Raw genomic sequence first — 13,026 nt, 5'->3', positions numbered from 1 at the left:
ATAGATCAGGCCTTGACGATATTCTGCGCCGGCTCAAGATACTTGCCGCGGCTGTCGACGATGAGCTGGGCATTCTCCCTGATCAGCTCGTAGTCGAACTTGTCGTGGTCAGTCGCCAGCAGCACGCAATCGTAGTCGGCCAACGTTGCAGCACTCAGCGGCACGCTAGACAAATCGAACTGGTGCTCGCGCATCTTCGGAAACACCGGCACGTGCGGGTCGCTGTAAGCGATTTCCGCACCGAGGTCGCGCAGCTTCTCCATCAGCATCACCGACGGGCTCTCGCGCATGTCGTCGACGTTCTTCTTGTAGGCGATACCCAGCACCAGGATCTTGCTGCCGTTGATCGCCTTCTTGCGCTCATTAAGCGCGGCAGCGACCTTGCTCACCACGTAGTCCGGCATCGACGCATTCACCTCACCGGCGAGCTCGATGAATCGGGTATTGACGCCGTACTCGCGCGCCTTCCACGTCAAATAGAACGGGTCGATCGGGATGCAGTGGCCGCCGAGGCCCGGTCCCGGGTAATAGGGCACGAAGCCGAACGGCTTGGTCGCGGCGGCGCGGATCACCTCGTGGATGTCGATGCCCATTTTGTCGGCGACGATCTTCATCTCATTGACTAGGCCGATGTTCACCGCGCGGTGGATGTTCTCGAGCAGCTTGGTCATCTCGGCGGCGCGGGTCGACGACACCGGCACCACCTGGTCGATCACCGCGCTGTAAAGCGCCACGCCGATTTCCTGGCAGGCCGGGCTGTAGCCGCCACAGACCTTCGGGATGGTGCGTGTGGTGAAGTCAGGGTTGCCCGGGTCTTCGCGCTCCGGTGAGAACACCAGGAAGGCGTTCTCGCCGACCTTGAAGCCGCGCGACTCGATGCGCGGCAGCAGTTCCTCGTCGGTGGTGCCAGGGTAGGTGGTCGACTCGAGCGACACCAGATGACCCTCGCGCAGGTAAGGCACCAAGGAATCCATCGTGTCGAGCACGAACGACAGGTCCGGCTCGCGGTACTTGTTGAGCGGCGTCGGCACGCACAGGATCAGCGCGTCGGCTTCCGGCGCACGGGAAAAATCGGTGGTCGCCTCGAAACCGCAGCTGCGCGCCTCGGCGATGCTGTCGGCGCTGATGTGCTCGATATACGAGCGGCCCGCGTTCAGCGCGTCGACCTTGCTAGCGTCGATATCGAAGCCGAGCACCTTGTAGCCGACTTCGGCGAAGCGCAGCATCAGCGGCAGGCCGACGTAGCCGAGGCCGACGATGCCGATCACGGCGGTTTTGTCGTGGATTTTCTTGATGAGTGCGTTTTTCATTCCATACGCCATTAATTATTTATATTCAATGAATTAGCCAAGCTGAGACTGCTGCCAATTCCACGCACTCGCACACATCTCGTCAAGCCCTTTGTCTGCTTTCCAGCCGATCAAGCGCTCGGCCAACGTCGGGTCGGCGAGGCATTCGGCGATGTCGCCGGGGCGACGAGCGGCGACCTCGTAAGGGATCGGACGGCCGCTCGCGCCTGCAAAGGCCCGGACCATCTCCAGCACCGAGTAGCCTTGGCCGGTGCCGAGGTTCACAGTCAACAGATTCGACGATGGCCTCAGCGCTTCCAGCGCCTTCAAATGGCCTCGAGCGAGGTCGACCACGTGGATGTAGTCGCGCACGCCGGTGCCGTCCGGGGTCGGGTAATCGTCGCCGAACACGCGCAAGGACGGTAGTTTACCGGCAGCCACCTGGCTGATGTAGGGCATCAGGTTGTTCGGGATGCCGTTCGGGTCCTCACCGATCAGCCCGCTGTCGTGCGCGCCGACCGGATTGAAGTAGCGCAGGATCGCGATACGCCAGTCGGGATCGGAACGATAGAGGTCGCGCAGCATGTCCTCGACCATCAACTTGCTGCGGCCGTAGGGGTTGGTCGCCTTGAGCGGAAAGTCTTCCTTGATCGGTACCGCGTGCGGATCGCCGTAGACCGTCGCCGACGAACTGAATACCAGGGTCTTCACCCCATGCCTTTGCATCGCCTCGAACAGGCGCAGACTGCCGCTGACATTGTTGTCGTAGTAGCGCATCGGCTGTTCGACCGATTCGCCGACCGCCTTGAGCCCGGCAAAGTGGATCACCGCGTCGATCGAGAAGTCGGTGAACAGCCGGTCGAGCCGTTCCGCGTCGCGGATGTCGCCCTCGACGAAGGCCATCGCCTTGCCCGCTATCTCCTCGACGCGGCGCAACGCATCGCGCTTGCTGTTGGAGAGGTTATCGAGCACCACCAACTCGTAACCCGCGTCGAGCAGTTCGACGCAGGTGTGCGAGCCGATGTAGCCGGCTCCGCCTGTCACCAGGATCATGGGTTCTGTACCGTTGCGAGTTGCATAACGGTCATGATTTTCGCATGGCTTCCATCAGGCGGCGAGACCATTGAGCCGGCAATCCACTGTACTTAACAAAACACCCGGTACAATCATGACGCTGGCAAAAACATGTCGAACGATCAAAACATTTCGGGAAGCCCGGCAATGTGGCCAAGCGGGAAGGCGCACCCATGTCGCAATTCCGAAAATTAATTGCGCCTATAAACAATTTCTGCTTTAAATATCGATTCAACTCCCGTCCTCCCAGCCCGACGGGCGTGTCCATATATCACATAAATCAACAACTTAGGGAAAACAAACCATGCTCATTGCCATTCCGGCAGAGTGCGTGGCGAACGAGACGCGGGTCGCGGCAACGCCTGAAACCGTGAAGAAGCTCGTCGCCATGGGACACTCGGTCATCGTGCAGAAGGGTGCGGGGCTTGCCTCGGCGGTGCCGGACTCGGCCTTTGCCGAAGCGGGGGCCAGCGTCGCCGAGACGCGCGCCGCCACCTACGCCAACGCCGACATCGTGCTCAAGGTCCGTCCTCCTTTGGACGAAGAGATCGCCGAGATCAAGGACGGCACGGCGCTGATCGCTCAACTCGCGCCGTACCAGAACGCCTCGTTCCCGGCGCTGGCCGCCAAGAAGGTTTCGGCGTTCGCGATGGAACTGTTGCCGCGCACCACGCGCGCGCAGTCTATGGACGTGCTGTCGAGCCAGAACAACATCGCCGGCTACAAGTCGGTGCTCTTGGCCAACCAGTACTACCCGCGCTTCATGCCGATGCTGATGACCGCCGCCGGCACCGTGAAGCCGGCGCGCGTGCTGATCCTCGGCGTCGGCGTCGCCGGCCTGCAGGCGATCGCGACCGCCAAGCGCCTCGGCGCCGTGGTCGAGGCGTTCGACGTCCGTCCGTCGACCAAGGAGCAGGTCGAATCACTCGGCGCCAAGTTCGTCGAAGTGCCGATGACCGACGAGGAAAAAGCGGCCAGCGACGGCGTGTACGCGAAGGAAATGTCCGACGACTACAAGCGTCGCCAGGGCGAACTGGTCGCCAAGCACGCGAAGGCCGCCGATATCGTGATCACCACCGCGCTGATCCCGGGCAAGAAGGCGCCCATCCTCCTGAGCGCCGACGTCGTCGCCGGCATGAAGCCGGGCACGGTGATCGTCGACATGGCCGCCGAGGCCGGCGGCAACTGTGAAGCGACGCGTCCGGGCGAGGTCCACGTCACCGACGGCCGCGTGACCGTCGTCGGCACGTACAACCTGCCGGGCCTGATGGCGGGCGACGCTTCGGCGCTGTATGCGAAGAACCTCTTGACCTTCCTGTCGCTGATGCTCTCCAAGGAAGGCTTCTCGATCAACCTGGAAGACGATCTGCTCGAAGCCACGCTGGTGACCCACGCCGGCGAAGTGCGCTTCGGCCAACCTTCCAAAGAGCCGGCCCCGCAAAGCGCGGCGTCGACCCAGGCCTGAATCGAGGAGACCTCCCATGACTGATCCGTTTATCGTCAGCTTCACCATTTTCGTCCTGGCGGTGTTCGTCGGCTACCACGTGGTATGGAACGTGACCCCGGCGCTGCACACCCCGCTGATGGCGGTGACCAACGCCATCTCGGGCATCATCGTGGTCGGCGCGATGCTGCAGGTGGTCGACATCCAGGGGCAGACGCTGTCGGTGACCTCCGTGCTCGGCACCATCGGCATTTTCCTTGCCAGCATCAACATCTTCGGCGGCTTCCTGGTGACCCAGCGCATGCTCGAGATGTTCAAGAAGAAGAAATAAGGAGCCGCGATGCAGAACGTTTCCGCAATCCTCTACCTTGTCGCGGCGGTGCTGTTCGTGCTGTCGCTCAAGGGCCTGTCGTCGCCGGTATCGGCGCGCAAGGGCAACACCTACGGCATGATCGGCATGCTGATCGCCATCGTCACCACCTTCGCGGTGATGGACAAGCCGGTGTACGCGATGATCGTCGGCGCGATCGCCGCCGGCGGCGCGATCGGCACCTGGCGCGCCAAGACGGTCGAGATGACCGGCATGCCGGAACTGGTCGCCGCGATGCACTCGCTGGTCGGTCTGTCCGCGGTGCTGATCGCCGTCGCCGCGGTGTTCCACACCGGCGTCGAGCATACCCCGGTGCAGAAGGTCGAGCTGTTCATCGGCGCCTTCATCGGCGCGATCACCTTCACCGCGTCGGTCGTCGCCTTCGGCAAGCTGTCGGGCAAGTTCGGCGCCAAGGCCGTCAGCTTCGGCGGCCAGCACCTGTTGAACCTGCTGCTGGCGATCGCCATGGTCGGCTTCGGCGTCGTCTACTTCGCCACCGACAGCCACGCCGCCTTCCTGGCGATGTGCGCGGTCGCGCTGGTGCTCGGCGTCACGCTGATCATCCCGATCGGCGGCGCCGACATGCCGGTGGTGGTGTCGATGCTGAACTCGTACTCGGGCTGGGCGGCCGCCGGCATCGGCTTCACGCTGAACAACCCGGTGCTGATCATCGCCGGCGCCTGCGTCGGCGCGTCGGGCGCGATCCTGTCGTACATCATGTGCAAGGCGATGAACCGCTCTATCGTCAGCGTGCTGCTCGGCGGCTTCGGCGCCGAGGCGGCCACCGGCGGCGCCGCGGCGTCGGGCCCGAAGAGCTACAAGTCGGGCTCGGCCGAAGACGCGGCCTTCCTGATGGGCAACGCCGACTCGGTGATCATCGTGCCGGGCTACGGTCTGGCGGTGTCGCGCGCGCAGCACGCGCTGCAGGAATTCGCCGAGATCCTGACCGAGAAGGGCGTCAACGTGCGCTACGCGATCCACCCGGTCGCCGGCCGCATGCCGGGCCACATGAACGTGCTGCTGGCCGAGGCCGAGGTGCCGTACGACCAGGTGCTCGAGATGGAAGAGATCAACTCCGACTTCTCGAACACCGACGTCGTGCTGGTGATCGGCGCCAACGACGTGGTCAACCCGGCCGCGCAGAAGGACAAGCAGAGCCCGATCTACGGCATGCCTATCCTCGAGGCGTACAAGGCGCGCACCACCATCGTCGTCAAGCGTTCGATGAACGCCGGCTACGCCGGTCTCGACAACGAGCTGTTCTACATGGACAAGACCATGATGGTGTTCGGCGACGCGAAGAAGGTCGTCGAAGGCCTGGTGAAGGCGGTCGAGCACTGAGCTCGGCCAAGCTTCCCGGTCTCCCAAGCACGCCGCCCTCCGGGGCGGCGTTTTTCATTCCGGACGCCGGCCAACCCCCGCCGAGCCTTCAAGACAAGAATGCCGTCCGCATTAGGAAAGTCCCCGACTTCGAACCGCCGGCAAAAATAGTAAACTGGGTCACTTTCCCTCGTGAAAGTCCCTCCCGTGACCGAGACCCTCGCCCTGCTCGGCGTCATCGCCTTCGTCTCCGGTCTGATCGACGCCGCCGTCGGCGGCGGCGGCCTGATCCAGATCCCCGGCCTGTTCAACGTGCTGCCGCAGACGACCGTGCCGGCTACCGTGTTCGGCACCAACAAGTTCTCGTCGATCTGCGGCACCGCGATCGCCAGCCGCCAGTTCGTGCGCCGCGTGCGCCTGCCGTGGGCGCTGGTGCTGCCGGCGGCCGCCTGTGCGTTCGCCTTCGCCTTCGTCGGCGCGACCGCGGTCAGCCTGATCCCGAAAGAGGCCCTCAAACCGGCCATCCTCGCGCTCCTGATCGCGATGGCCGGCTACACCTTCATGAAGAAGGACTTCGGCCATCTGCACAAGCCGAAAGCCGTCACCCGCCGCGAGCGCTGGATGGCGGCCGGCCTCGGCGCGGCGATCGGCTTCTACGACGGCCTGTTCGGCCCGGGCACCGGCAGCTTCCTCGCCTTCCTGTTCATCCGCTGCTTCGCCTTCGACTTCCTGCACGCGGCAGCCTCGGCCAAGATCGTCAACCTCGCGACCAACCTCGCGTCGCTCGCCTTCTTCATCCCTGCCGGCCACATCCTGTGGTGGGCGGCGCTGCCGATGGCCGCGTGCAATATGGCCGGCGGCCTGGTCGGCGCTCGCCTCGCGATCCACGGCGGCGTGAAGCTGATCCGCGTGCTGTTCCTGATCCTGTCGGTCGTGCTGATCGGCAAGTTCGGCGCCGACCTGTTGCTGGCCTGATCCGGACTTGCCGGGAACTCGGGGGGCGTCCATGCTGACGTACTAGGATCAACCCTGCAGAAAGGATGCCAATGAAACACCGTCTGATCGCCCTTGTCGCCGCCTGCGCCGCCGCGCCGGCCTTCGCCTTCCCGAACCTGATCGGCACCGAGTGGCAGCTGGAAAGCCCGCGCGCCGAGAACCCGCCGACGCTGCGTTTCGACGCCGGCAAGGCGACCGGCTTCGGCGGCTGCAACCGCTATATGTGGACGCACAAGGACGGCAAGTCGCTGGTCGCCGCGACGCGCATGCTATGCGCGCCGGCCGCGATGCGGGTCGAGACCGATTTCTTCAAGCTGCTCGAAGCCCGGCCGCGGCTGGTCCCCGACGGCCGCGCGACGAAGCTCGCGCTCGTCGCCGGCAGCACCCGCTACGAGTTCAAACGCGTGAAGGCCGTGCAGCCGACAGGCCAGGTCGAGGAGACCAGCAAATACATTACCGTCGCGCCGTTCACCGCGCCGTGCTCGGGCGTCGCCAAGATGCAGTGCCTGCAGGTGCGCGAGTCGGACAGCGGCGACTGGCAGCATTTCTACGGCGGCATCGAGGGCTTCACGCCGCAGCCGGGCGTCCAGTACACGCTGAAGGTGCGCGTGATCCCTATAGCCAACCCGCCGGCCGACGCGCCGAACCGTCGCGTGGTGCTCGAACGCATCGTGATGCAGGAAAAGACCGAGAAGCTGAACTGATCCGGTTTCAGCCGACAAAAAACCCGCCGAACGGCGGGTTTTTTTCTTGATCAAAGCTCGGCCGGCCGAGGCCTGCTCAGTAGCCGCGCGGCAGGATCTGACGCAACACCGTGCCCCATTTCCACGCGATGTCGACCGGCAACGGTTCCGCCGGCGCATCGAGCCGGCGGTCGCACGCGATGGTCCAGGTGAAGTTCAGGAAGCTGCGGCTGTGGCCGGCGCCGTGGCCGTGGTACTTGAGTTCGAGCGTCTTGCGCGCGTCGACCGGGGTATTGCCGCTCAGGTCGCGCGTCAGGCTGTGGTAGCTCTTCGAACGGTCGATCTCGACGCGGTCCTGGCACCAGATGGTCTTGGGCAGATAGCGCTGCCAGGTGCCGGTCGCCTTGTGGTATTTGACGAAGCGCACGTCCTCGGCGCCGTAACGGCCGGTGAACTCCTCGTCGTAGCCATGGCGCTCGAAGAAGCGGCCGCGCGACAGGAAGAAGATGTTCGGGTGCGCCTTCTCCCAGTTACCCTGGCCGTCCTTGCGCCACACCTTGTAAAGCCGCTTGCCGCAGGGTGGCCGCTCGCACAGCGCCTTGAGGCTCTCCTCGGGGAAACGGTGGTCGAGGTCGGTGACGAGAACGTTGTCCGACTTCGCGTAGACGACGCCGACGTTGCGCGCGCCACCCTGGTTCCAGCGGATGTCCTCGTCGATCTTGATCCACGTGAGGTTCAGCGGGACGTCGGGAATCTCGTACTCGATAGGCGAGCCGTCGTCTACGATCACGAACTGCACGCGCTGGCGGACTTCCTCGCTGTAGCCGGCGTAGAGCTCGAGTAGGTCGGTGACGCTGTCGATCGACTTCTGGTTGCAGTAGAAGTGGGTGATATAGGTCAGCCGGATATGCTCGTGACTGGCGCGGCCCGGGATGTGGCCGCTCAGCATCCGGTAGCAGTCGGCGAGCGATTCTTCCAAGGGTTGGCCAAGGTAGTCGAGCCGGTAGATGTTGGGCAGCCAGACCGCGCGGTCGCCGTCGGCGAAGTGTTTACGCAGCGGCTCGTCGGCGACGAGGTTGACGTCGGTCTTGTTGCGGAACTGCCAGTTCTTTAACCAGCCGCTGCCGACCGCGGTCGGTGCGTACCAGCTGCGCACGATGCTGAACGGCTTGCGGTTGACGAGCCGCCACAGCGCGGCGAGAAAGTGCAGCCTGTCGTCGTGCACGTGAACGACGCTGAACGGCGCGTCGCTCCAGCTCGCCGCCAACAGATCGAACACCCGGCCGCGCACCGGCTCGCAACGCAGCACCCGCTGTTCGATGCCCCGTTCGCGGCAGACGGCGTCGCCGAGGGCGTGGCGGCCTGCCGGTTCGGCAGACAGAAGGTGTACGACGCGGGGTACTGAGGCGGTCATAGGAATATCCGGTAGTTAAAGAAGCTCAAACCCGCCCATTCTAGAGACTGCCGGCGGTGTGGTCGACACGCCGTTTAGCCATGAAAAGGCCCGGCCGACCCACACGGGGCCGGCCGGGCCTCTTGAGTCAAACGAATCACACCAGCGACGGCAGCACCTCGTCCGGCAAGAGGTCGTTGAACGCCGCCTGCTGCACGAGACCCAGCGCTGCCTCGATGTCCGGCGCGAAGTAGCGGTCCTTGTCGTAGAACGGCACCTTCTCGCGCAGCCGCGCCTTCGCTTCTTCCAGCTTGTCCGACGCCTTCAGCGGCGCGCGGAAGTCGACGCCCTGGCACGCGGCCAACAGTTCCACCGCGAGGATGCCGCCGGTGTTGCCGGCCATGTCGCGCAGACGCCTTGCGGCGAAGGTCGCCATCGACACGTGGTCCTCCTGGTTGGCCGAGGTCGGCAGGCTGTCCACCGATGCCGGGTGCGCGAAGGTCTTGTTCTCGGACGCCAAGGCCGCCGCGGTCACCTGCGCGATCATGAAGCCCGAGTTCACGCCGCCGTTGTTGACGAGGAACGGCGGCAGCTTGCTCATCTCGCTGTCGATCAACAGCGCGAGGCGGCGTTCGGCCAGCGCGCCGATCTCGGCGATCGCCAGCGCCAGCCCGTCGGCGGCGAAGGCGACCGGCTCGGCGTGGAAGTTGCCGCCGGAGAGGATGTCGTCGTCTTCCGAGAACACCAGCGGGTTGTCCGACACCGCGTTGGCTTCGACCTCGAGCACCTCGGCCGCCTGGCGGATCTGCGTCAGGCACGCGCCCATCACCTGCGGCTGGCAGCGCAGCGAATACGGGTCCTGCACCTTGCCGCAGGCCTGGTGCGAGCCGGCGATCTCGCTCGTGGTATCGAGCAGGTGGCGGTAGACGCGCGCCGCGTCGATCTGGCCCTTATGGCCGCGCACCGCGTGGATGCGCGCATCGAACGGGCGGCGGCTGCCGAGCGCCGCCTCTACCGACAGCGAGCCGGCGACGCTCGCCGCGGCGTACAGGTCTTCGGCGGCGAACAGGCCTTCGAGCGCCAAGGCGGTGCTGGCCTGCGTGCCGTTCAACAGCGCCAGGCCCTCCTTCGGCGCCAGCGTGATCGGCTCGAGACCGGCGGCGGCCATCGCCTCACGGCCGTGCACGCGCTTGCCGTCGACGAAGGCCTCGCCCTCGCCGATCAGCACCGCGCTCATGTGCGCGAGCGGCGCGAGGTCGCCCGACGCGCCGACCGAGCCCTTCTCGGGCACCACCGGCAGGATGTCGCGGTTGAACAGCGTGATCAGCGCGTCGATCAGGCTGCGGCGCACGCCGGAGTGGCCGCGCGCGAGCGAGTTGATCTTCAGCGCCAGCATCAGCCGCACGGTGGCCGGCGCCATCGGCTGGCCGATGCCGGCGGCGTGCGACAGCACGATGCTCTTTTGCAAGAGCTCCAGCTCGGCCGGTGCGATGCGCGTGTTGGCCAACAGGCCGAAGCCGGTGTTGATGCCGTAGACGACGCGGTCTTCTTCGATCACGCGCGCGACGGTCGCGGCGGCGGCGTCGATGCCGGCGTGGCAGTCGGGGTTCAGCGCGATCGTCAGCGCGGGTTCGCGGCTGATCAGGCGCAGGTCGGCGAGGCTCAGCTGGCCGGGGGTGAGGATGAGCACGGTGTTCATGCGGTGGTCTCTTTTCTTTGCGGGCCTCGCCTCGTGGGCGCGGCCGGTGTTGTTTCGGACGGTGGGCGGATGTCGCGCCACACCGTCATTGTAGGGCCGGGCTCGGCCAACGTTGGCCGAGCCGTACGCTTACTTCAGCATCGGCAGGTCGAGGCCCTGTTCCTTCGCGCAGGTCTTGGCGATCTCGTAGCCGGCGTCGGCGTGGCGCATCACGCCGGTGCCCGGGTCGTTGCGCAGCACGCGGCCGACGCGCTTCGCCGCATCAATGCTGCCGTCGCAGACGATGACCACGCCCGAGTGCTGGGAAAAGCCCATGCCGACGCCGCCGCCGTGGTGCAGGCTGACCCAGGTCGCGCCGCCGGCGGTGTTGAGCAAGGCGTTCAGCAGCGGCCAGTCGGACACCGCGTCCGAGCCGTCGAGCATCGCCTCGGTCTCGCGGTTGGGGCTGGCGACCGAGCCGGAGTCGAGGTGGTCGCGGCCGATGACGATCGGCGCCTTCAGCTCGCCGTTCTTCACCATCTCGTTGAAGGCGGCGCCGAGGCGCGCGCGGTCCTTCAGGCCGACCCAGCAGATGCGCGCCGGCAGGCCCTGGAAGGCGATGCGCTCGCGCGCCATGTCGAGCCAGTTGTGCAGGTGCGCGTCATGAGGGATCAGCTCCTTGACCTTCTGGTCGGTCTTGTAGATGTCCTCCGGGTCGCCGGACAGCGCCACCCAGCGGAACGGGCCGATGCCCTCGCAGAACAGCGGGCGCACGTAGGCCGGCACGAAGCCCGGGAAGTCGAACGCGTTCTTTACGCCCATTTCCAGCGCCATCTGGCGGATGTTGTTGCCGTAGTCGAGCGTCGCCGCGCCGCGGTCCTGCAGCGCAAGCATCGCCTCGACCTGGCGGGCCATCGACTGCTTGGCCGGCAGCACGATAGCCTGCGGGTCGTCCTGACGGGCGGCGCGCCACTGGTCCATGGTCCAGCCCTGCGGCAGGTAGCCGTTGACCGGGTCGTGCGCGCTGGTCTGGTCGGTGACCACGTCCGGCGTGATGCCGCGCGCGACCAGTTCGGCGAAGACGTCGGCGGCGTTGCCGAGCAGGCCTACCGACACCGCCTTGCCCGACTGTTTGGCGTCCTCGACGATGGCGAGCGCCTCGTCGAGCGTGGTCGCCTTGCGGTCGACGTAGCGGGTCTTGAGCCTGAAGTCGATGCGCGTCTCGTCGCATTCGACGGCGATCATGGAAAAGCCGGCCATGGTCGCGGCCAAGGGCTGCGCGCCGCCCATGCCGCCGAGGCCGCCGGTAAGGATCCAGCGGCCGCGCGGCTGGCCGCCGAAATGCTGGCTGGCGACGGCGAAGAAGGTCTCGTAGGTGCCCTGCACGATGCCCTGGCTACCGATGTAGATCCACGAACCGGCCGTCATCTGGCCGTACATCATCAGGCCCTTCTTATCGAGCTCGTTGAAGTGCTCCCAGTTGGCCCAGTGCGGCACCAGGTTCGAGTTGGCGATCAGCACGCGCGGCGCGTCGGCGTGGGTCTTGAACACGCCGACCGGCTTGCCGGACTGCACCAAGAGCGTCTCGTCGTCCTCGAGGCGCTTGAGCACCTCGAGGATCTTGTCGAAGCATTCCCAGTTGCGCGCGGCGCGGCCGATGCCGCCGTAGACGACGAGCGACTGCGGGTGCTCGGCGACCTCGGGGTCGAGGTTGTTCTGCAGCATGCGGTAGGCGGCTTCGGTCAGCCAGCTCTTGCAGGCGAGGTCGGTGCCGCGCGGCGCGCGGATCACGCGGGTCGGGTCGAAACGCGGGTCGGACATGGGGGGTCTCCTTCTGCAAACTTATCGTTGCCAGTTTTTAGCGATGCTCCAGGCCAGACGCGCGGCGCCCTTGGCGCCGTGGCTGTCCTGGTCGAAACGGGGGTTGAACTCGACGAGGTCGGCGGCGGCGAGCCTGCCACTTGCCGCCAAGCGCGCCGCGATGGCCTCGACCACCGACAGCGGCACGCCGAACGCCGCCGGCGCGCTGACCGCCGGCATCTGCGCCGCCGGCAGCACGTCGAGGTCGATGGTCAGATAGACGAGGTCGACCGACGCGACGAAGGACTCGAGCTCGGCCAACCTTTCAGGCAGTTGCGCCTCGGTCATCGCGGTGTCGGCCCGCCACTGAACCTTCAGTGCCTCGGCGCGCGCGAACAGCGCCTGGGTGTTCGACGGCGCGGCGACGCCCCAGCACAGGTAGCGGAAGGCACGGCCACGGGCTTGGCACAGGTCGGCGATCTGCTTGAACGGCGTGCCGGAGCTCGCCTCGGCGGCGTCGCGCAGGTCGAAGTGCGCGTCCAGATTCACGATGCCGATCGTCTTGTCGGGATACGCCTCGGCCAAGCCTTGGAAAGTGCCGAACGCCGTCTCGTGGCCGCCGCCGAGCACCAAGGGGACGTGGCCGGCGGCGATCAAGTCGGCGACACCTTGGCCGAGCTTCTTCTGCGCGGCGTCGAGCTCGCCGTCATCACAGGCGACGTCGCCGGCGTCGTAGACCGGCGTGCTCTGGTGCCAGGCGAGGTTGGCGAGCGCCTTTCGCAACACCGCCGGTGCCTCCACCGCGCCGACGCGGCCCTGGTTGCGGCGCACGCCCTCGTCGCAGGCGAAGCCGACCAGCGCGATGCCGGGCTTAAGGTCGGCCGAGGCCGGCTGTACTCGCTGGTGCCAGCGGGTCGCGTGTTCGCCCTCGGCGGCGTCGGTGCGTCCGGTCCAGACGCTCATGTCGATTTCGTTCATC

The 13,026-nt window shown here is 66.0% G+C and carries 11 protein-coding genes; 5 read left to right on the top strand and 6 right to left on the bottom strand.

Annotated elements, in window-relative coordinates:
• Positions 1-5 precede the first annotated feature (5 nt).
• Positions 6-1,310, bottom strand: coding sequence for a nucleotide sugar dehydrogenase (locus DWG20_RS05975; RefSeq protein WP_115432955.1), 1,305 nt, complete (start codon positions 1,308-1,310; stop codon positions 6-8).
• 33 nt (positions 1,311-1,343) lie between these two features.
• Positions 1,344-2,342 (bottom strand): UDP-glucose 4-epimerase GalE, encoded by a 999-nt coding sequence (galE, locus tag DWG20_RS05970; protein WP_115432954.1) that lies wholly within the window; start codon positions 2,340-2,342, stop codon positions 1,344-1,346.
• Positions 2,343-2,667: 325 nt separating this feature from the next.
• Between galE and DWG20_RS05965 the strand changes: the two genes are divergently transcribed.
• From DWG20_RS05965 to DWG20_RS05945, 5 genes are all read left to right on the top strand, one after another.
• A complete protein-coding gene (locus DWG20_RS05965; protein ID WP_115432953.1) occupies positions 2,668-3,828 on the top strand; it encodes a Re/Si-specific NAD(P)(+) transhydrogenase subunit alpha in 1,161 nt (386 codons plus the stop codon).
• Between the two features lie 16 nt (positions 3,829-3,844).
• A complete protein-coding gene (locus DWG20_RS05960) occupies positions 3,845-4,138 on the top strand; it encodes a proton-translocating transhydrogenase family protein (protein WP_115432952.1) in 294 nt (97 codons plus the stop codon).
• 9 nt (positions 4,139-4,147) lie between these two features.
• Entirely contained in the window at positions 4,148-5,518 is a 1,371-nt protein-coding gene (locus DWG20_RS05955) for an NAD(P)(+) transhydrogenase (Re/Si-specific) subunit beta (RefSeq protein WP_115432951.1), read from the top strand.
• 186 nt (positions 5,519-5,704) lie between these two features.
• Positions 5,705-6,472 carry a sulfite exporter TauE/SafE family protein gene (locus tag DWG20_RS05950; RefSeq protein ID WP_115432950.1) on the top strand — a complete coding sequence of 256 codons (768 nt, stop codon included), beginning with the start codon at positions 5,705-5,707 and terminating at the stop codon, positions 6,470-6,472.
• Between the two features lie 71 nt (positions 6,473-6,543).
• Entirely contained in the window at positions 6,544-7,197 is a 654-nt protein-coding gene (locus DWG20_RS05945; RefSeq protein ID WP_181880980.1) for an META and DUF4377 domain-containing protein, read from the top strand.
• Positions 7,198-7,273: 76 nt separating this feature from the next.
• On the opposite strand, the gene DWG20_RS05940 is transcribed toward DWG20_RS05945, so the two are convergent.
• From DWG20_RS05940 to hutG, 4 genes are all read right to left on the bottom strand, one after another.
• Positions 7,274-8,590 carry a glycosyltransferase family A protein gene (locus tag DWG20_RS05940; RefSeq protein ID WP_115432948.1) on the bottom strand — a complete coding sequence of 439 codons (1,317 nt, stop codon included), beginning with the start codon at positions 8,588-8,590 and terminating at the stop codon, positions 7,274-7,276.
• Positions 8,591-8,726: 136 nt separating this feature from the next.
• On the bottom strand, positions 8,727-10,268 hold the full coding sequence (hutH, locus tag DWG20_RS05935; protein ID WP_115432947.1) for a histidine ammonia-lyase: 1,542 nt from the start codon (positions 10,266-10,268) through the stop codon (positions 8,727-8,729).
• A 129-nt stretch (positions 10,269-10,397) separates the two neighbouring features.
• Positions 10,398-12,068: a urocanate hydratase gene (gene hutU, locus DWG20_RS05930; RefSeq protein ID WP_115432946.1), complete on the bottom strand. Its 1,671-nt coding sequence runs from the start codon at positions 12,066-12,068 to the stop codon at positions 10,398-10,400.
• Positions 12,069-12,089: 21 nt separating this feature from the next.
• Entirely contained in the window at positions 12,090-13,025 is a 936-nt protein-coding gene (hutG, locus tag DWG20_RS05925) for a formimidoylglutamase (protein WP_115432945.1), read from the bottom strand.
• Position 13,026: the final 1 nt, after the last annotated feature.

It is taken from the genome of Crenobacter cavernae (genome assembly GCF_003355495.1).
GTDB lineage: Bacteria > Pseudomonadota > Gammaproteobacteria > Burkholderiales > Chromobacteriaceae > Crenobacter > Crenobacter cavernae.
This window is presented reverse-complemented; position numbering and strand designations above follow the sequence as displayed.

Coding starts and splice junctions, on each gene's coding strand:
- DWG20_RS05975 (WP_115432955.1), bottom strand. CDS start 1,310: ATGAAAAACGCACTCATCAAGAAAATCCACGACAAAACCGCCGTGATC.
- galE (WP_115432954.1), bottom strand. CDS start 2,342: ATGATCCTGGTGACAGGCGGAGCCGGCTACATCGGCTCGCACACCTGC.
- hutG (WP_115432945.1), bottom strand. CDS start 13,025: ATGAACGAAATCGACATGAGCGTCTGGACCGGACGCACCGACGCCGCC.
- DWG20_RS05940 (WP_115432948.1), bottom strand. CDS start 8,590: ATGACCGCCTCAGTACCCCGCGTCGTACACCTTCTGTCTGCCGAACCG.
- hutH (WP_115432947.1), bottom strand. CDS start 10,268: ATGAACACCGTGCTCATCCTCACCCCCGGCCAGCTGAGCCTCGCCGAC.
- DWG20_RS05955 (WP_115432951.1), top strand. CDS start 4,148: ATGCAGAACGTTTCCGCAATCCTCTACCTTGTCGCGGCGGTGCTGTTC.
- DWG20_RS05965 (WP_115432953.1), top strand. CDS start 2,668: ATGCTCATTGCCATTCCGGCAGAGTGCGTGGCGAACGAGACGCGGGTC.
- DWG20_RS05945 (WP_181880980.1), top strand. CDS start 6,544: ATGAAACACCGTCTGATCGCCCTTGTCGCCGCCTGCGCCGCCGCGCCG.
- hutU (WP_115432946.1), bottom strand. CDS start 12,068: ATGTCCGACCCGCGTTTCGACCCGACCCGCGTGATCCGCGCGCCGCGC.
- DWG20_RS05960 (WP_115432952.1), top strand. CDS start 3,845: ATGACTGATCCGTTTATCGTCAGCTTCACCATTTTCGTCCTGGCGGTG.